The 18,207-nt window shown below is 73.0% G+C and carries 18 protein-coding genes; 5 read left to right on the top strand and 13 right to left on the bottom strand.

Annotated features, from left to right (window positions below; genetic code table 11):
• Positions 1-41: 41 nt before the first annotated feature.
• The 8 genes from dhaM to FHG10_RS13000 form a co-directional block, all read right to left on the bottom strand.
• A complete protein-coding gene (gene dhaM, locus FHG10_RS13035; RefSeq protein WP_152353775.1) occupies positions 42-464 on the bottom strand; it encodes a dihydroxyacetone kinase phosphoryl donor subunit DhaM in 423 nt (140 codons plus the stop codon).
• Entirely contained in the window at positions 461-1,174 is a 714-nt protein-coding gene (dhaL, locus tag FHG10_RS13030) for a dihydroxyacetone kinase subunit DhaL (RefSeq protein WP_152353774.1), read from the bottom strand. The genes dhaM and dhaL overlap by 4 nt, the downstream gene beginning before the upstream one ends.
• A gap of 44 nt (positions 1,175-1,218) precedes the next feature.
• Positions 1,219-2,217 carry a dihydroxyacetone kinase subunit DhaK gene (gene dhaK / locus FHG10_RS13025; protein WP_152353773.1) on the bottom strand — a complete coding sequence of 333 codons (999 nt, stop codon included), beginning with the start codon at positions 2,215-2,217 and terminating at the stop codon, positions 1,219-1,221.
• A 69-nt stretch (positions 2,218-2,286) separates the two neighbouring features.
• Positions 2,287-5,043, bottom strand: a complete 2,757-nt coding sequence (locus FHG10_RS13020; RefSeq protein ID WP_193636308.1) for a PIG-L family deacetylase — start codon at positions 5,041-5,043, stop codon at positions 2,287-2,289.
• A gap of 59 nt (positions 5,044-5,102) precedes the next feature.
• On the bottom strand, positions 5,103-6,269 hold the full coding sequence (locus FHG10_RS13015; RefSeq protein ID WP_193636307.1) for a carbohydrate kinase family protein: 1,167 nt from the start codon (positions 6,267-6,269) through the stop codon (positions 5,103-5,105).
• Between the two features lie 17 nt (positions 6,270-6,286).
• Complete coding sequence (locus FHG10_RS13010) at positions 6,287-7,093, bottom strand: carbohydrate ABC transporter permease (RefSeq protein ID WP_152353770.1); 807 nt, start codon at positions 7,091-7,093, stop codon at positions 6,287-6,289.
• Positions 7,090-8,019, bottom strand: a complete 930-nt coding sequence (locus tag FHG10_RS13005) for a carbohydrate ABC transporter permease (RefSeq protein WP_227488247.1) — start codon at positions 8,017-8,019, stop codon at positions 7,090-7,092. Before FHG10_RS13005 ends, FHG10_RS13010 begins: the two co-directional genes overlap by 4 nt.
• A complete protein-coding gene (locus FHG10_RS13000) occupies positions 8,016-9,449 on the bottom strand; it encodes a sugar ABC transporter substrate-binding protein (protein WP_319803211.1) in 1,434 nt (477 codons plus the stop codon). Before FHG10_RS13000 ends, FHG10_RS13005 begins: the two co-directional genes overlap by 4 nt.
• A 39-nt stretch (positions 9,450-9,488) precedes the next feature.
• Between FHG10_RS13000 and FHG10_RS12995 the strand changes: the two genes are divergently transcribed.
• From FHG10_RS12995 to FHG10_RS12985, 3 genes are all read left to right on the top strand, one after another.
• Positions 9,489-10,259, top strand: coding sequence for a DeoR/GlpR family DNA-binding transcription regulator (locus tag FHG10_RS12995; RefSeq protein ID WP_152353769.1), 771 nt, complete (start codon positions 9,489-9,491; stop codon positions 10,257-10,259).
• Positions 10,256-11,752 (top strand): family 4 glycosyl hydrolase, encoded by a 1,497-nt coding sequence (locus FHG10_RS12990; RefSeq protein ID WP_152353768.1) that lies wholly within the window; start codon positions 10,256-10,258, stop codon positions 11,750-11,752. The genes FHG10_RS12995 and FHG10_RS12990 overlap by 4 nt, the downstream gene beginning before the upstream one ends.
• A 73-nt stretch (positions 11,753-11,825) precedes the next feature.
• A complete protein-coding gene (locus tag FHG10_RS12985; RefSeq protein WP_152353767.1) occupies positions 11,826-12,653 on the top strand; it encodes an alpha/beta hydrolase in 828 nt (275 codons plus the stop codon).
• Positions 12,654-12,736: 83 nt separating this feature from the next.
• Here the strand turns inward: FHG10_RS12985 and FHG10_RS12980 are convergent, their stop codons facing one another.
• Genes FHG10_RS12980 through FHG10_RS12970 form a run of 3 tightly spaced genes read right to left on the bottom strand, consistent with a single transcriptional unit; the run spans position 12,737 to position 15,033 of the window.
• A complete protein-coding gene (locus FHG10_RS12980; RefSeq protein WP_152353766.1) occupies positions 12,737-13,183 on the bottom strand; it encodes a hypothetical protein in 447 nt (148 codons plus the stop codon).
• On the bottom strand, positions 13,180-14,340 hold the full coding sequence (locus FHG10_RS12975) for a serine hydrolase domain-containing protein (protein WP_152353765.1): 1,161 nt from the start codon (positions 14,338-14,340) through the stop codon (positions 13,180-13,182). The genes FHG10_RS12980 and FHG10_RS12975 overlap by 4 nt, the downstream gene beginning before the upstream one ends.
• A gap of 3 nt (positions 14,341-14,343) precedes the next feature.
• Entirely contained in the window at positions 14,344-15,033 is a 690-nt protein-coding gene (locus FHG10_RS12970; RefSeq protein WP_227488246.1) for a helix-turn-helix domain-containing protein, read from the bottom strand.
• A 287-nt stretch (positions 15,034-15,320) separates the two neighbouring features.
• On the opposite strand from FHG10_RS12970, the gene FHG10_RS12965 reads away from it, so the two are divergent.
• Positions 15,321-16,166 (top strand): undecaprenyl-diphosphate phosphatase, encoded by an 846-nt coding sequence (locus tag FHG10_RS12965; protein WP_152353764.1) that lies wholly within the window; start codon positions 15,321-15,323, stop codon positions 16,164-16,166.
• Positions 16,167-16,316: 150 nt separating this feature from the next.
• Positions 16,317-16,604: a YciI family protein gene (locus FHG10_RS12960; RefSeq protein ID WP_152353763.1), complete on the top strand. Its 288-nt coding sequence runs from the start codon at positions 16,317-16,319 to the stop codon at positions 16,602-16,604.
• A gap of 94 nt (positions 16,605-16,698) precedes the next feature.
• Here FHG10_RS12960 and FHG10_RS12955 read toward each other — a convergent pair whose 3' ends face one another.
• Both FHG10_RS12955 and FHG10_RS12950 read right to left on the bottom strand, forming a co-directional pair.
• The gene (locus tag FHG10_RS12955; protein WP_227488245.1) at positions 16,699-17,229 is read right to left on the bottom strand and encodes a hypothetical protein; all 531 of its coding nucleotides are present in this window, start codon (positions 17,227-17,229) and stop codon (positions 16,699-16,701) included.
• Positions 17,230-17,248: 19 nt separating this feature from the next.
• The gene (locus FHG10_RS12950) at positions 17,249-18,163 is read right to left on the bottom strand and encodes a LysR family transcriptional regulator (RefSeq protein ID WP_152353762.1); all 915 of its coding nucleotides are present in this window, start codon (positions 18,161-18,163) and stop codon (positions 17,249-17,251) included.
• Positions 18,164-18,207: the final 44 nt, after the last annotated feature.

Below are 18,207 nucleotides of genomic sequence, written 5' to 3'. Positions count from 1 at the left end.
GCCTGGCGAGGCGCTGGCTGGGCTGGGCGCGCTCCGCCCCGTCAGTCCGCGAGCTGCTGGCGCTTGGCCTCGGAGGCGACCTCGGCCTGCGCGGCGACCTCGGCGGGATCGGCGCCGCTCGCGGCGGTGACGACCGCGCCCACCAGGCCCTCCACGAGCGGAGCCCAGCTCAGGCGGGTGCGCTCGGCGATGTCGGGCTCGGTGAACTCGAGCGCGGTGCGCGCCGAGAGGATCGCCGAGCCCAGGTCCATGAGGACGACGACCCCCTGGTCGTCGTCGGCCTCCTCGATCGCCGCGCTGATCGCCGCCGCGTCGGTGCCGAGCCCCAGCTGATCGGTCTCGGGATCCTGCACGCCGGCGGCGATCGCGATCTGCGGCCCGCCCTCGCGGACCATCTGGCGGGCGAGGTCGACGGCGGCCTCGGCGAGCGGACGCGAGTGCGAGACGACGACGATCCCGGTCATGATGCCGCCTCACCGTCGGCGCTCGCGCGCCCGTCGGCACCGGCCTCCCCGTCGGGCGTCGGACCGCCGGGGCGGACCACGTCCGCGAGAGCCTCCCAGAGCAGCGCGGTCGAGGCGGCACCGGGATCGATGTGCCCGACCGAGCGTTCGCCCAGGTAGGAGGCGCGTCCCTTGGTGGCCTCCATAGGAGCGGTGGCATCGCGGCCCTCCTGCGCACCGGCGGCCCCGGCGAGGACCGCGCCCTGCAGGGTCTCGCCCGCGCGCTGGTAGGCGTCCAGGGCCGGGACCCAGGCGTCGAGCATGGTCTTCTGGCCGATCATCGACTTGCCGCGCTCCTCGATGCCGTGCACGCCGGCCTGCAGCGCGGAGAACAGGGCGTGCAGGTCGAGCGCCTCGAGCCCCTTCGCGCTCGTCGCGAAGCGCAGGAAGAACGTGCCGTAGAGCGGGCCGGAGGCACCGCCGACGCTCGAGACCAGCGTCATCCCGGCCTTCTTCATGAGCGCCGGGACGTCCTCGTACTCGCCGTCGAGGATCCCGGCGACGGCGTCGAATCCGCGCTGCATGTTCGCGCCGTGGTCGGCGTCGCCGATCGCCGCGTCCAGGTCGGTGAGGTGCGCGGCGTTCTCGTCGACCAGCTCCGTGCAGCGGCGCAGCCAGGTGGTCAGCTCGGGCAGGCCGAGCTCCGAGACGGGGGTGTTCTCGCTGGTCATCGCCAGCTCCTTTCGTGGTGGCTGATGAGGGGCGCCCGACGGGCTCAGAGCCCGCGCCGCAGCGCCGGGGTGGAGACCGGTGCGTCCCAGAGCGCGGTGAGCTCCTCGTCCAGGCGCAGCAGGGTGATCGAGGCGCCGGCCATGTCGAGGCTCGTGATGTAGTTCCCGACCAGGTCGCGGGCGACCTCGACGCCCTTCTCCTCGAGGATCGCGTGGGCGTCGGCCGCGAGGATGTACAGCTCGAGCAGCGGGGTCGCACCCATGCCGTTGACCAGCAGCAGCACGGGGCCTTCACCGGGGAGCTCGGCGAGGATCGGCTCGAGCATCGTGCGGGCGATCTCGCGCGCCGGCGCGATCTTCTCCCGGCGCCGCCCGGGCTCGCCGTGGATGCCGATGCCGATCTCGATCTCGTCCTCGCCCAGCTCGAAGGACGGCTTGCCGTTCGCGGGCACGGTCACCGAGGTCAGCGCCACGCCGAGGGTGCGCGCGTTCCCGTTGACCCGCTCTGCGATCGCGGTGACCTCGTCGAGCGTCCGGCCCTCCTCGGCGGCGGCTCCCGCGATCTTCTCGACGAGCACGGTGCCGCCCACGCCTCGGCGGCCGGCGGTGAAGGTGGAGTCCTCGACGGCGACGTCGTCGTTCGTGACGACGCTGCGCACCTCGGTGCCGGACTCGGCGTCGGCCAGCTCCGCTGCCATCTCGAAGTTCATGACGTCGCCGGTGTAGTTCTTGACGATCTGGAGGACGCCCGCGCCGCGGTCGACGGCCGAGATCGCCGCGGTGATCTGGTCGGGGACCGGGGAGGTGAAGACCTCGCCGGCGCAGGCCGCGTCGAGCATGCCCTCGCCCACGAAGCCGCCGTGCAGCGGCTCGTGGCCGCTGCCGCCGCCGGAGATGATCGCGACCTTCCCGTCGGCCTTCGGGCGACCGCGCAGCACCACGCGGTTCTCGAGGTCGACCTGCAGGTCATCGGGATGGGTGAGGGCCATGCCCCGCAGGGCGTCGACGACGACGTCGGCCGTGGCATCGATGAGCTTCTTCATGGCTCGACGCTACCCCGTGCGGTGAGCGGCGTCACGGGGTGCGCGATGCGGGTGCGATGTCGACCGCGCTCACGCCTTCGCGGTCGCGGCGGCCGTCGCTCCGTCGGCGTCCTCGAGGGAGGCGGCGAGGATGATCCGGTGCTTCGAGGAGGATCCGCCCTTCGCCTCCTCGATCGGGACGGAGACCCGCGCGGTCCCGCCGGCGCGGATCCTCACCTCCTCGGCACGGCCCAGCGTGCGCTCGCCGTCCCAGGCGAGGACGCGCAGGGTGCCGCCGCGGCGCGAGCGGACGCGGCCGCGCACCCGGTCGCCGGAGCGGCGGACGTCGTGGATGCTCAGCACGGAGCGTCCCAGGGCGGGCCTGCCGCCGAGGCCCACGCCGTCTCCCGCCGACTGGACGATCGACTGGGCGGACTCGACCGAGCGGGCGGCCGTGTTCGGGATGACGGGATCCTGCGGTGCGTCGTCCCCGGCGTCGGCCTGCGGCAGCTGCAGCACGCCCCAGCGGAACGGGTCCGCCTGCACGCCGGGGAAGGTCGACCAGCCGATGCGGGACTGCCCGGTGCGGTCCTGGGTGTCGGACTCGTACACGACCACGTTCAGCCCGATGTGCTCCGGATCGATCCCGTTGGGCAGGGCGTCGAAGGGGATGGTCGCCTCGAGGTCGTAGCCCTCGTACGGGTCGCTGATGCGGGAGGCGACGCGCACCCCCGGCGCCGTCCTCTCGAGGGGGCCCTGGTGCTGGTCGTGGTCCCGGCCCGCGGCGACCCCGGCCGAGGCCGCGTCGGCGTCGAGGGTGTCCGGGAGGATCCCCAGGATGAAGGTCGAGGCGGTCGCCTCGGAGGTGCCGCGCGGGTCGATCATGATCTCGACGGAGTCGGTGCGGAAGCGCTGCTTGTTGTCGTCGGCCCCGAGCACCGTGCCCTCGGTGTCGTCGACGACGTGCACGAAGACGTGCAGCGCTTCGTCGTCGAAGGTGACCCAGGCGGAGCCCGAGGCGTCCTCCGCGGTGACCTCGGCGCCCTCCCACAGGGTGCCCACGTCGATCGGACCGCCCGGGTACTCGCCGTCCTCCCGGCGCCCGTCGACCTCGACCCCGTCCGAGGGCTTCGCGACCAGTCGGGGCACGAGCACGAGCCCCTGCTTCTCCACGTGCGCGGCGCCGTCGCTCACGGCGCGCACCGTTACCGGGTAGACCCCGCCGTGCGGCGCGCGGTTGGCCGTCGGCAGGGACGCGTCCGTGTTCTCGAGGGTGACCTGCACGGTCTTCGTCCCGTGAGCCGGGATCGAGGCGACAGTGAGTGTCGCGGGGTCCGCCGTGAGGCCCTCGGGAAGCGTGAGCTCCACATCTGCGGAGCGGGCCTCGTCGGTGAGGTTGCGGGCCTCGACGTCGAGCGTCTTCGCGAGCCCCGATCCCAGCGCGTGCTGCGTCGGGACCAGCGCGTCCAGGCGCTGCATGCCCAGGCTCTCGGTCCACTCCAGGAACTGCGCGATCTCCGAGCGGGAAGCAAGGCCCGCGCGGACAGGACCGGAGACCTGCAGAGGGAGCACGTTGCGGCCCTCGCCCCGCCGGCAGCGCAGAGTCGCCGTCAGCTGCACGGCCGTCCCGGTCTCGGCGTCGGAGGCGGGCATGACGGTGAGCCGGGCGGTCGCGCTGCGGCCCTTCGAGATCGTGCCGAGGGAGGTCCTCCCCTCCACGCTCCAGCCCTTCGGCGTCTCCAGCGCCACCTCCGCGCGCGGCAGGGCACGGCGCGCGGCGCGCGCGGTGACCTCCACGGTGAACGGGACGCCGGGGACCACCTCGAAGGCGTCGGCGCTGATCTCCAGTCGCGTGCCCTCGGGCAGCCCGCCCTTTGCCGACGGCAGGGACGCACCGCGCAACGCGGCATCGTCGCCGCTGGTGGGATCGGCGAGCGGCGTGCGGGAGTCCAGGAGCGTGAACCAGGCGACGGGGATCTTCGCGGGATCGGTCGGCGACGGCGGGTTCACCGTCCAGCCCTGCGTGGCGTAGGAGTGGATCGACGTATCGAGCAGAGCGCTCCAGCGCGTGCCGTGCTCCGCGGACTCCGTGCCGTTCCAGGCGCCGAAGACGAGGTCGGAGGCGACCGCGGGCTCGAATCCCTCGGCGACCGCGTCGGGGCCGGTGCCGCCCGTGCCGTCGGACCCCGAGCGCAGGATCCGGGCGGGGGAGAAGGGCTTCAGCCCCTCGTCGAAGTGCTCGGGGAAGACGTCCTCGCGGCCGGCCATCAGGTAGGCCTCGAGCGCGAAGCGCGCCGCCTGCTGGTGGTTGCCATGATTGCCCTCGACGGCCGACGGGTTCATCGTCACGATGACGTCGGGCCGCGTCGCGCGCACGACGCGGATGATGCGGCCGAGCACGGCCTTCTCACCCCACACCTCCTGGGTGAGCGGCGCGGAGAGCGTGTAGTAGAAGTCCACGGCGTCGAGGTTGAAGACGTGGCGGATGCCGGCGATGCCCACCGCGGTGCGCTCCTCCGCCTCGCGGATCACGCCCAGCTCGGGGCCCTCCTCGAGGCCGACGGCGTTGCCGCCGCCCTCGCCGCGGGTCACCGTGATGACGCCCGCTTCCTGGTCGTGGAACTCGTGCCACTGGCCGAAGGCGGCGAGCGCCCACGCCTCGTCGTCCGGGTGCGCGCCGATGTACAGCACGTCCAGGTCGATGGTGCCGGCGGCCGCGGCCTGCTCGGCGGGCGTGAGCGCTCCGCCGGCGAGCGCTCCGACGCCGCCGGCGAGGGTGAGGGCCGCGCCGCCGCGCAGGACGCTGCGGCGGGTGGGGCGGGTCGTGGACTGGGGGATCGGGATCATCATTCCTCCTCGAACGGATCCTCGGGCTGCGGCCCGCCCGGACGGCCCGGCCGCGGCGCTCAGTGCGCGCCGGCGTCCGAGCGCAGCGCGAAGGTGCCCTGGGCGCGGCGCTTGCCCTGGACGGCGTGGTCGGGGATCACCTCCTCGAGGAAGCAGTAGCCGTCGCGGGTGTGCTTGGCGCGCAGGTCGCCGCCGTCGGAGGAGCTGGTCAGCGCCCTCCACCAGTCGGTGATGTCGCCCCAGCCGGGCGCGGCGAGCGAGCCGCCGAACTGCTGGACGGCCAGTGCCGAGCACAGCGAGGCGAACTTCAGGCGCTGCTCGAGGGGCCTGCCGGCGAGGGTGCCCAGCACGATCGCGGCGGCGAACACGTCGCCCGCGCCGGTGGTGTCCAGGGCGCGCACCGGGACGGCCGGGCAGTACTCCTCCTCGCCGGTCGAGGAGTCGATCGCGTAGGCGCCCTCGGCGCCGTCGGTGACGATCGCGAGCGGCACCTTCTCGGCGAGCGCCCGCACGGCGGCGCCCGGGGTGGAGGTGCGCGTGTAGCCCATGGCCTCGACCGCGTTGGGGGTGAAGGCGTGGCAGTGGGTGAGCGGGGCGAGGTCGGCCGGATCCCAGCGGCCGGTCGCATCGAAGCCGATGTCGGCGAAGATCATCGTTCCCGCCTCCGCCAGGCGCGACCACCAGGCGGTCTCCCCGGCGAGGTCCACGACGGCCGCGCGGGCGGCGGGCGCCCTGTCGATGAGCGTCGAGAGCGGCTCGGGCAGGGGATGGCCGTGGGTGACCATCGCCCGGTCCTGCGGGGTGGCGACGGAGACGGTGAGCGGCGAGTGGAAGCTGGGGAAGCGGCGCGAGGCGTGCAGATCGATGCCCTCGTCGCGGCTGAGGGTCTCCCACATCCAGTCCGCGTAGGCGTCGTCCCCGAAGCCGGCGACGAGCCCGGTGCGCAGGCCCAGGCGCGCGGTCGCCGTCGCGAGGTTCGCGATCCCTCCGGGGCACGAGCCGAGCCCCTCGGACCACAGCTCCTCGCCCGGAGCGGGCATCCGCTCGAGCCCCGTGAAGACGATGTCGAAGAAGACGGTGCCCGAGAGCAGCACGTCCAGCGGCGGATCGTCCGGGGTGCGCTGGGAGGCAAGCGGGTCCCAGTCCCCGGGGGCGGCGGTCGTGGCGGGGGCGGGGCCGGCCGACGGGCCGGCCGACGGGTCGGTCGCAGGTGCGGTCTCGTCCATCTCTCTCACTCCGTCTCTCATTCCTTCGAGGCCCCGTCGATCATGCCGCGGATGAAGTGGCGCTGGAGCACCAGGAACAGGATCAGCATCGGCGCGGCGACGATGATCGCTCCCGCGGCGAGCAGGGCGTTGTCGGCCGTGTACTGGCCCTGGAAGTTCGCCAGGCCCAGCGGGGCGGTGCGGTGCCGGCCCGACGGCGTCATCACCAGGGCGATGAGGAACTCGTTCCAGGTCCACAGGCCCACCAGCACCACGAGGGTGACGATCGCGGGCCGCGAGGCCGGCACCAGGATCCGCACCAGCGCGCGCAGCGGGCCCGCCCCGTCGAGCGCGGCGGCCTCGACGAGGCTCTGGGGCAGGGCGCGGAACTGGGCGCGCATCCAGAAGGTGCCGAAGGCGATCGACTGCGCGATCTGCGGCAGGGCGATCGCCGCGTAGGTGTCGGTGAGGCCCACCGTGCGCAGGTCGTAGAACAGCGGGATCACGATCGCCTCGGCGGGGATCATGAGGCCCAGCAGGAACAGCGGGAACAGCACGCGCGAGCCCGGGAAGCGCATGGTGCCGAAGGCGTAGCCCGTCCCGAGCGACAGGGCCACGGAGACCACCACGACGATCAGCGCGACCACGAGGGAGTTCCCCAGCGAGGCCCCGAAGCCGCCGATGCGCCAGGCGTCGATGAGGTTCTCCGGATGGATGCCGCCGGCGGCGCCGATGCGCGGGGAGAAGGCGTCGCGCAGGATCGTGAGGACGGGGAACAGCGCGAACACGGCGAACGCCGCGAGGACGACGTAGTTCATGGTGCGCTCGGCGGGGGAGACCCTCATCGTCGGCCCCCTCGCGTCTCCGGCCGCTCGTCGATGCGCGTGACCAGCAGGTTGATCGCGAACACGAGGATCGTCAGCACGATCGCGACAGAGCTCGCCGAGCCCACGTCCTTGAGCTCGAAGGCCCTGCGGTAGACCTCGTAGCTGGGCACCGTGGTGGCGTCGCCCGGCCCGCCCGAGGTCGTCATGTACACGAGGTCGAAGGTCTTCAGGGCCGCGATGATCGTGAGCACGAGCGCCGAGACGATCTCCCCGCGCACGGAGGGCAGCGTGATCGCGAAGAACTCGCGCACCGGCCCGGCGCCGTCCAGGCGCGCCGCCTCGTAGAGGTCCTCGGGGATGCGGCTCATGCCCGCGAGCAGCAGGAGCATCACCAGCCCCATCTCGAGCCAGGTGCCGATGAAGCCGACGGCCGGCAGCGCCGCGCCGGGGTCGCCCAGCCAGCCGCGGGCGAGGGAGTCCAGGCCCACGGCGCGCAGCACGGTGTTCAGGGGACCGTCGGGCGCATAGATGTGCTTCCAGGCGACGGCGACCACGACCAGCGCGACCACCTGCGGCAGGAAGATCACGGTGCGGAAGAAGCCGAGGCCGCGCACCTGCGCGCGGCGCAGCACCGCGGCCAGCAGCAGGCCGATCGCGAGCGGCAGCAGCGCGTAGAAGATGATGAGCACCAGGGCGTTGCCGATCGCGGCGAGGAAGCCGCCGTCGCGCAGCAGGTCCGCGTAGTTGCCCAGCCCCACGAAGGTGGAGGCGCCGATCCCCGACCAGTCGTACAGCGAGAACTGGGCCGAGCGCACGAGCGGGTACAGCGCGAACGCGCCGTAGACGAGGAAGCCGGGGAGCAGGAACAGGTACGGCGTGAGGCGGCCCCGCACCACGGCCGACGGGGCGCCTGCGCGCCGGCGCTTCGATCCGGCCGTGCTCACGAGGCGCCCGTGAAGTCCGCGTAGTCCTTCTGCAGCGCCGCGGCGGCGTCCTCCGGAGCGGACTGCCCGCCGATCAGCTCCTGCAGGGTCGCGCCCGCGGTGTCGGAGAAGGTGGGGGTCGCGTAGTCGAGATAGGGCAGCAGCACGCCGTCGTTCGAGACGGCGCCGAAGGCCTCGAAGATCTCCTTGTTCACGCCCTTCTCCGGGGCGAGCGACGCCGTGTCCAGCACCGGCATGCCGCCGTTGTCCGCGATCAGCTCCATCGCGTCCTCGCTGGTGATGAAGTCGATGTACGCCGCGGCCGCGACCTGGTTCTTCGCCTTCGCGGGGATCGAGAACGGCAGTCCGGTGCCGCCGGTGGTCGCGACCTTCCCGCCGACGCCGACGGGCGGGGCCATGAAGTGCAGGTCATCGCCCATGGCCTTGGCCATGTCCGTCCCCAGCCACGAGCCGCCGATCAGCAGCACGCCCTTGCCCTTGGTGAAGTCCGCCCAGGCGGCGTCGTAGTCCAGTCCGTTGGGCGAGTCGCCCAGGTACTTCTTCTCCGCCCAGTCGGCGAGCTCCGTGAGCGCCTCGACGTTCTTCGCGTCGGTCCAGTTGCCGCCCGCGTTGCCCATGGCGAGCGTCGTGATCTGCTCGGGGTCGACGTACGCGGCCTGCAGCGGACCGAACACGTGCAGCGCGGGCCACTTGTCGAGGTTGCCGAGCATGATCGGCAGCTCGTCGGCCTTCTTCGCTGTCTCCAGGACCGTGCGCACCTCGTCCCAGGAGGTCGGCGGCTCGGCGCCGATGCCCTTCAGCTTCTTCGCGCTGTAGTAGATGCCGCAGACCTCGCCGGTCTGGGGCACGCCCCACAGGGAGCCCTCGCCGAAGGTCTTCGCGTCGCTCGAGTAGCGGGCCTTGGAGAGCACGGAGTCCGAGAAGCGCTTGGTCCACCCGTAGGCATCGGCGTAGCCCGAGAGGTCCAGCAGCTGCCCGGCCTTCACGAACTCGCCCATGTCGGCGCGCGCGTTGTTGACCTGCAGCACGTCCGGGACGTCGCCCCCGGAGAGCGTGAGGGCGGTCTGCTTCTGCAGGTCGTCGAAGGACTGCTTGACGCGGTCGACCTCCACGTTCGGGAACTTCTTCTCGAACGCCTCGATGAGGGCGGTGATGGCCTCGTCCTGCGAGCCGCGGACCTCCTGGTCCCACACCCGCAGGGTGATGTCGCCGAGTCCGGCGACGTCGGTGTCGACCTCGTCGGCCGACGGACCGGTCGGGTCGTCTGTGGTGCCGCTGCCGGGGGCGCAGGCGGCGAGGGCGGCCATGCCGCCGACGGCGGTGGCGGAGGCGAGGAACTGGCGACGGTGCATGAGGTCCTCCAGGGGAGTGGGGACCTCAGCTTCCCACAGGTTGCGCGAGGATGCGAGAAGATGAAGGAACGTGTTCATAACTGCGTGAAGCTGCGCGTGCGGTGCTAGGTTGACCGCATGCTCACCGATGACCGCCGCCGTGGGATCGTCGCCGCCGTGCGCCGCCGCGGCTCGGTCCCCGTCGCCGATCTCGCGCAGACCTTCGCCGCCTCGGAGGCGACGATCCGACGGGACCTCGAGCAGCTCGCCTCGGACGGCCAGGTGCGCAGGGTGCGCGGCGGCGCCTGCGATCCGCGGGGCGACGCGCATCCCGAGCCCGACCCTCGGCGCTTCGAACAGGTCGCCCGCGACGCCGTCGGCCCCAAGCGCGAGATGGCGCAGCGGGCGGCGTCCCTCGTGGCCGACGGCGACGTCGTCGCCCTGGACATCGGCACCACCGTCGCCGCCATGTGCCCCTTCCTGCTGGGCCGCTCCATCACGGTGGTGACCTCCTCCCTCGCGGTCGTGCGGGGTCTCGCCGGCGCCCGCGACGTGGAGCTCGTGGTCCTCGGCGGGATCCTGCGCCCCACCTACGGCAGCCTCGTCGGCCCGCTCACCGAGTCCGCGCTGCGCCAGATCCGCGTGGACCGCGCCTTCCTGGGCACGTCCGGGATCCGGGCCGACGGCACCGTGCTGGACACGACCCCCAGCGAGGTGCCGACCAAGCGCGGACTGCTCGACATCGCGACCGCCTCCTGCCTGCTGGCCGACCACGAGAAGCTGCCCGGCACCGGGTACCTCGAGGTCGCCCCGCTGACGCGCTTCGACCAGCTCGTCACGGACCGGGTGCCCTCGGCCCGCGAGCTGGACCTGCCCCCCGACTCCGACCTGGAGGTCCTCACCCCATGAAGCTCACCATCCTGGGCGGCGGAGGCTTCCGCGTCCCGCTCGTGTACGAGGCCGCCGCGACCGGCGCCACCGGGCTCACGATCGACGAGATCGTCCTGCAGGACGTCGACGCCGGACGCCTGCGCACCATCGAGCGGGTGATCGACGAGCTCGGCGAGGAGCTGCGCACGAGCGGTCGGACCGTCGGCCCCCTGCCCCGCCTGGTCGCGACCACCGATCTGCGCGAGGCCGTGGCCGGCGCGGACTTCGTGTTCAGCGCCGTGCGCGTGGGCGGCGCCGAGGGACGCACGGTCGACGAGCGCGTCGCCCTCGATCTCGGCCTGCTGGGCCAGGAGACCGTGGGCGCCGGCGGCCTCGCCTACTCCCTGCGCACGCTGCCCGTCGCCCTCGGGATCGCCCGCACCATCGCGGAGGTCGCGCCCCGCGCCTGGACCATCACCTTCACCAATCCCGCGGGCATCGTCACCGAGGCCATGCGCTCCGTGCTCGGCGACCGCGTGGTGGGCATCTGCGACACCCCGATCGGCCTGGTGCGGCGCGTGAGCCGCCTGATCGGCGAGGACGTCGACGCGCCCGACTCCCTCGACCGCATCGGCATCGACTACGTGGGCCTGAACCATCTGGGCTGGCTGCGCGGCCTCTCGGTCGACGGCGAGGACCGCCTGCCCGGGATCCTCGCCGATGACGCCGCCCTCGAGCAGATCGAGGAGGCCCGGCTCGTCGGCTTCGACTGGGTGCGCACGATGGGCGCGCTGCCCAACGAGTACCTCTACTACTACCTGTTCACCCAGCAGGCCCGTGAGCGGATCCTCGCGGCCGGCACCACCCGCGGCGAGTTCCTCGTCGCGCAGCAGGGCCGGTTCTACCGCCACCTCGCGGGGGAGACGGGGGGCGGCGGCTCCGGCCGGGCCGGTGGCGCCCCCGCCGACGCCTGCTGCGACGGTCCCCTCGCCGCCTGGCGCGCGACCCTGCACGAGCGCGAGGCGACCTACATGGCCGAGTCCCGCGAGGCCGACGAGGAGCGACGTCCCGAGGACGTCGCCGGCGGCGGCTACCAGGAGGTCGCGCTGCGCCTGATGACCGCGATCGCGAGCGGCCGCACCGAGCGGATGATCCTGGACGTCGGCAACGCGCCCACGGGCTCCGGTGGCGCGTCGGGTTCCTCAGGCTCCGCGGACCCCTCGGGACGCATCGTCCCCCAGCTCCCGGCCGACCTCGTCCTCGAGGTCCCGTGCCTGGTCGACGGCGAGGGCGTGCACCCGCAGGCCGTCGGCCCCGTGCCCCTCGAGCAGCTGGGTCTGATGGCCCAGCAGCGCGGCGCCGAGCGCTGCATCCTCGAGGCCGCGACGATCGGCGATCCCGTGCGCGCGCGCCGCGCCGCCTGGGAGGGCTTCTCCACGCACCCGCTCGTGCGCTCGGTCGACCTGGGCGAGAAGCTCGTGGACGCCTATGCCCGCCGGCAGCCCGCGGTGGGGGCGCTGCTGGGATACTGAGGCGGAACCGAGGCGGAGCCGCGCTCGAGCCACGGGCGCGCGCCCGCGAACGCTGAGCCTTCGAGGAGCCTCCATGATCCGCACGCGCACCGATTTCTTCGCCGAGTCCCTCGGCATGGGCACCTCGATGGTGGTGCTGATGCCGCAGGAGGCGGCCGGCATCGGCATGGGCGGGGCCGACGGGACGGGCGGAGCCGACGGAGCCGACGGCGCGGGCGCGCAGTCAGTCGGCGGAGCTGCCGCCGCCGCAGGCGTCCCCGTCCTCTACCTCCTGCACGGGCTGAGCGACGACTGCACGATATGGGAGCGCCGCACCTCGATCGAGCGCTATGCCTCCGAGCACGGGATCGCCGTGGTCATGCCCGAGGCGCGCCGCTCGTTCTACACCGATGAGGCCGTGGGCGAGAAGTACTGGACCTTCGTCTCCGAGGAGCTGCCGCAGCTGCTCGCACGCACCTTCCGGATCTCCACGGCGCGCGAGGACACCTTCGTCGCGGGCCTGTCCATGGGCGGCTTCGGCGCCTTCAAGCTCGCCCTGAACCACCCCGAGCGCTTCGCCGCCGCCGCGTCACTCTCCGGCGCGCTCGACCCCACGGCCCTCGACCTCAGCCAGCACGCGGGCCACCTCGCCCAGCGCATCTGGGGTGGTGAGGACATCGCCGGCACGGCCGACGACCTCCTGGGCCTGCTGGGCTCGGCCGACCCGACCGCCCTGCCGCGCCTGTTCCTGGACTGCGGCACCGAGGACCACCTGGTCACCCAGAACCAGGCCTTCATCGACCTCGCCGAGGAGCGGGGCGTCGACCTCACCTCGCGCCTGCGCCCCGGCGTCCACGCCTGGGACTTCTGGGACCGCGGCATCCAGGACGTCCTGGACTGGCTGCCCGTCCGCGCGCGCTGAGGGGCGGGGCGCCGGAGGAACTGCGCCGGTCGCTGTGCGGGCCGAGGCGGGATGCCGAGTGGGGCGGATCCAGCGCGTCGGGATCAGCCGACGACGAGCCAGAGCACCGCGGCGCCCGCGAACAGGGCGACCGTGATCGCCACGTCGAGGACCGATGGCCGTGTCGCCCGGCGGAGCCGACGACGGTCCCGCCGCGCCGCTGCAGCCCCAGGAGTGCCGCGCGCGGGGAGCGCGTCGCCCCGAGCCGTTACCGCGGTCGGTGCGGCGATCCGGCTGCGCGCGAGGGCGACCGCCGCCGCGCCGAGCGACAGCGCCACGAACACCCACCAGACGATCGTGAGCGCGCCGCCGATCGGCACCATCAGACCCGCGAGCAGGAGGAAGAACCCGCAGCTCAGCACGTGATCGAGGATGCGCAGCGGGTGGCGGCGCCCCAGCAGCATGTGGACGAGCTCGAGGATCAGCAGCAGCGTGAGCAGCAGTGCCGCTCCGTAGGGGGCGAGGGCGAGCAGCAGGCTGGAGACGTTCATGCCGCGACCTCCCCGTCGAGGATCCGGAAGGCGAGGTCGTCGGTCGCGGAGTCGGCCGTGTCCGAGAGCAGGACCCACCCCCGCTCCGCCTCGGGCGAGTACCCGCAGAAGCTGTGGAAGCCTCCGGTCTCGCCGTTGTGCCAGACGGCGGAGCCGCCGCCCGCCAGCGCCGTCGTGAACCAGTTGACGCCCACCGAGGTCTTCTCGTCCTGCTGCGCGGTGGGGCGGATCCCGTCGGCCCCCGGATTGGAGCCGTCCATCATCGAGCGCACCCAGGTGACCAGGTCGGCAGCGGTCGAGCGGATGCCGCCCGCCGGAGCGAAGCCGTCCATGGTCCACGCGGCGCTGTGATGGCCGGTGCGCGTGAACCCCGTCGGAGCCTTCGCGCCGAGCCGTGACGCGGTGATCGGGGCCCGCGTGGACGCGAGGTCCATCGGCGTGAGCACGCGCTCCGCGAGCAAGTCCTCCCAGGACGCGCCGGCGGCGCGGGCGACGAGCTGCCCTTCGAGGGCGACGCCGTGGTTGGAGTAGGCGACCGAGCCGCGGCCCGCGGGCGCCGCATCCAGTGCGAGGTCCACGATCTCCTGCGCGCTGAAGCCCGCGTACGGATCGCGGTGCAGGGGAGTGCGCCAGAGGTTCTTCGCGATCACCGGCCCCGGCAGGGACGGGATGCCGGACGTGTGGCTCGCGAGCTCGCGCACTGTCACGTCCGCGATGGCCGAGCCCTTCGCGCTCGCGCCGAGCACGTCCTGCACGCTCGCCTCGAGGTCGAGCTCGCCACGGCGGACGGCGTCCATCACGAGCGCCGCGGTGAACGTCTTCGAGACCGAGCCGATCTCGAACTCCCGGTGCTCATCGGCCCCGAAGCCCGCGAAGCGGATGTCGTCGCCGTCGATCAGTGCGCACGCGACGGTGCGCTGGTCGGTGAGGTGTTCGGCGAGCTCGGCCGTGAGCTCCCGGTCGCCCGTCGGTGCACCGAGCCGTGCGGGCCGTGGACCGGCCAGTGCGCCCGTGCCCAGCAGCGCGACGGCCGAGGCCGCCCCGACCCCGAGCACCGTGCGGCGGGAGGGGCGGGCGACGTCGGGGGCGCCGGACCTCGGCTCCTCAGGCGTCGAACCGCCGGCCAGCGGAGCGCCGCTCCTCGGATTCTCGCTCATCGTTCACGCCTCCTCGAGTGCCGAGATGATCGCGAGCAGGGGCACCACGCGCGTGGCCGGGATCGCCCAGGTCCCGCGGGAGGGCGAGGTGACCCAGCCGGCGCCCTGCAGCTGATGGAGATGGTGGTAGGCGACGCCCGTGGAGGCGAGATCCAGGACGTCGACGAGCTGGGCGACCGTGCACTCTGCTTCGAGCAGCTTCTGCAGCAGCGAGAGCCGAAGCGGGTGGCCGAGCGCCGCGACGCGCTCGGCCCGATCGGCCCAGTCCGCGCGCAGCAGCGGATCGGTGGGGCGGCCCCACTGGTACTCGACGTGGCCGATCGGGAGGTCGACGGCGCCCGCATAGACCACGCCGCCGGGCGCGGGGAGGCGCGACTTCAGCGCGTTGAGCGCCCAGAAGCGGTCCGAGGCGGCGGGGTCGGCCGGGCCGGCGGCAGGATCGGCAGCGTCGGACGAGGGGGGTTGCCCGCCTGCGCCCGGCGGAGCGGAGGGCGGCTCTCCCGCTGCTGACTCCAGTCGGGCCAGGACGCCTTCGAGCCTCTGCTCCATCCGGTCCATGCGGTCCTCGAGGCTGCCGCCCGAGTTCGAGTTCGAGGTCGAGGTCGACGGCGAGCTGGGCGTGCAGCCAGGGATGGACGCGCCCGACGGAGCCTGCGTGGACGCTTCGTCGCTGGTCGCCGTTCCTCGGGCCATCGTTCCTCCTCGTGATCACCCGCGGTCAGCCATGCCGATCGCCGGTGTCGTCGCCTGTCGTCACCGAGATTACGAAAATACGGAGAAGTTGACAAGTGCGGGGCGGGGTCGCGTTCTGCCGCGGCTCCAGCCCCAGTCCGGAGCCGGCCTCCTGGATCCACCCTTTCCGGGGACATCGAGGGCCGTCCCCTCGCCGCGCGGGCCAGGACCCCCGCCGCTCAGGCTCGCCCCGCACCTCGGCGGTATGCTCCGGGCGTCCCGTCCGCACCGACATCCGGAGACGCCCCGTGAACTGGCTGCACGCGATCCTCCTCGGCATCATCGAGGGGATCACCGAGTTCCTCCCGGTCTCCAGCACCGGCCACCTGAACATCGTCGAGAAGCTCCTGGGGTACGACATCGACTCCCGGGGGATGACCGCCTTCACCGCGGTGATCCAGGTCGGGGCGATCCTCGCCGCGATCCTGTACTTCTGGAAGGACATCGTGCGGATCGCCGTCGCCTGGGTGCGCGGACTGGCGAGCGCCGAGGCCCGCACCGATCCCGATTACACGCTCGGATGGGGCGTCATCCTGGGCTCGATCCCCGTGGCCGTCGTCGGCCTCGCCTTCAAGGACCTCATCGAGGGGCCGCTGCGCAGCATGTGGGTGATCGCGATCGCCCTGCTGGTGTGGTCCTTCGCCATGTGGGCGGCCGACCGCATCCAGGCCAACCAGATCACCCCCAAGGAGATGCACCACGTCTCCGTGCTCGACGCGCTGGTCATCGGCCTCTTCCAGGCGCTCGCGCCGCTGTTCCCCGGCGTCTCCCGCTCGGGCGCCACGATCTCCGCCGGTCTGCTTCTCGGCTTCGACCGCGTGACCGCGACCCGCCTGAGCTTCTTCATGGGCATCCCCGCGCTGGTCGCCGCAGGCGGACTGGAGTCCGTGAGCGCGGCCGGCGACATCTCCGAGGCCGTGGGATGGGGGCCCACGATCATCGCCACGCTCGTCTCGTTCGTCGTCGCCTACGCGTCGATCGCCTGGCTGCTGCGCTTCGTCTCGAAGAACTCCTTCACCTCGTTCATCATCTACCGCATCATCATCGCCGTGGCGCTGATGGGGCTGCTCGCCGGCGGGGTCATCGCCGCCTGACGCCTCGGGCACGAGCATCGGCCCGCGGGCCGACGAGGCCGACGGGGTCGACGCGCCCGGCGGGCCGACGGGGCCGACGGACGGGACTGTCGAACGACCGGCCCCGGACCTATCCTGCTGTGACCAGCGCCGAGCACGAGGAGAGCAGCCGTGACCACCTTCGCCGTCACCTATCACTACGCGGACGAGCCGGCCCGGCTGGACGAGCACCGTCCCGCCCACCGGGAGTTCCTGGGCGGCCTGCAGGCGCGCGGGACGATCATCGCCAGCGGCCCGTACGCCGACACCGAGGGCGCGCTCGCCCTCCTGCTCGTGGAGGCGGCCGACGTCGCCGCCGTCGAGAAGGCGCTCGATGACGATCCGTTCCGGCGCGAGGGTCTGATCGCCGAGCGCGAGATCCACACCTGGAACGTCGTGATCGGATCGCTCGGGGGGTGAGCCGGCCGAGGCGGCCGAGGCGGCTGAGAGGGACCATGCCGTCGTCGGCGGCCAAGGCCACCCCGGCGTCTGCGGACCGGCGCGAGGGCCCGGGTCAGGCGGGGGACGAACCGTCCGCGGCCGAGCCGGAGGCGCGCTCCTCGGCTGCGCGCTGCTCGCCCTCGCCCTTCGCCTCGAGGTACTGGCCCGCGGTCGCGCGGCGCAGCACGGTCGAGCCGACGATCACCAGAGGCAGGGTGCCGCGGCCGCCGTGGGCCTCGAGGAATTCGGTGGCGGCGCCGTCGCGCAGGACGTTCACCCAGGCCACGTCGTCGCGATCCCCGCGGATCGCCGTCTGCAGGCGCGCCGAGAGCGGGTCGCCGGGCGCCCAGAGGATGATCGCGTGGGCATCGTCGCGGTCCTGGAGTGCCTGCGCGAACGGCACATGGCGCCCGCCGCGCAGCGGCGAGGTCCAGTAGCCCATGAACAGGGCGGCGATCGCGAGCAGCACCGCAGCGATCTCCTGGTGGGCGATCAGCAGCAGCGCCGCGATCACGAGCCCGCCCACGGTCATCAGCACGGGGCGGACCCACAGACCGGCGCGGCTCATCCGTCGGCCGGCGTCCGGGGCGATCGTCGGCTCCATCGTGCTCCTCCTCGGTTCCTCAGATCATGACGGCGGCGCTCGAGCGCTCCGCCGCGACGTCGATGAGGGCGTCCCGCAGCGCCTTCACCGCGGGGATCGCCGTCGCGCCGGGACGATTGATGAGCCCGATCGTGCGCTCGTTGAGACCGGCCAGCGGGCGCACGGTGACGTCGGCGCAGGGGGCGGCCTCGATCGCGCTCTCGGGCAGCAGGGCGATGCCGCCGCTGTGCTGGATCAGGCGCTGCACCACGATCGCGTCGTCCGTGGTGTGCCGGACCTTCGGGCTGAAACCGGCTCGCTGGGCGTTGACCAGCAGGTTCGCACGACAGCGTTCGCACCCGGCGATCCACTCCTCCTGGGCGAGGTCGGCCATGGTGAGGTCGGAGTCGTCGGCCCGGGGATGATCCTTGGGCAGGACCGCGAGCACGCGGTCGTCCAGCACGGGCGTCCATTCGAGGGCGCCCTCGGCGTCCACGGTGGTGCCCTCGTAGCGGAAGACGAGCGCGAGGTCGAGGTCGTTGCTGAGCAGGCGCTGGATCGCGTCCGGCGGCTCGAGCTCGTCGAAGGTGACGTCCACGCCCTCGGCCTCCCGGCCCATGCGTGCGAGCGCAGGCGGCAGCAGCAGGGCCGCGGCCGACGGGAACGTCGCGAAGCGCACGCGGCCGCGGCGCAGCGCCGTGATCTCGGCGAGCTCCTCCTCGGCGGCGTGCAGGGAGGAGGCGATCCGCTCGGAATGGCCGAACAGGCGCTGGCCGGCCTCGGTGGGTGTGACGCCGCTCGAGGAGCGCAGCAGCAGCTGCGTGCCGACCTCCTTCTCGAGGGCGGCGAGATGCTGGGAGACGGCCGGCTGGGTCCAGCCGAGCTCGCGGGCACCACCACCGATGGTGCCGTTGCGCACGACCGTCCGGAAGATGAGCACACGACGGGGATCCATGGGGACGAGCGTACCCGGGTGCCCCTAGGGATGCTTATGGGTTG

This window comes from Brachybacterium subflavum, from assembly GCF_009299795.1.
In the GTDB taxonomy this organism is placed as follows: Bacteria; Actinomycetota; Actinomycetes; order Actinomycetales; family Dermabacteraceae; genus Brachybacterium; species Brachybacterium subflavum.
The sequence above is the reverse complement of the archived record's forward strand: the minus strand, read 5'-3'. Positions and strand labels throughout refer to the sequence as shown.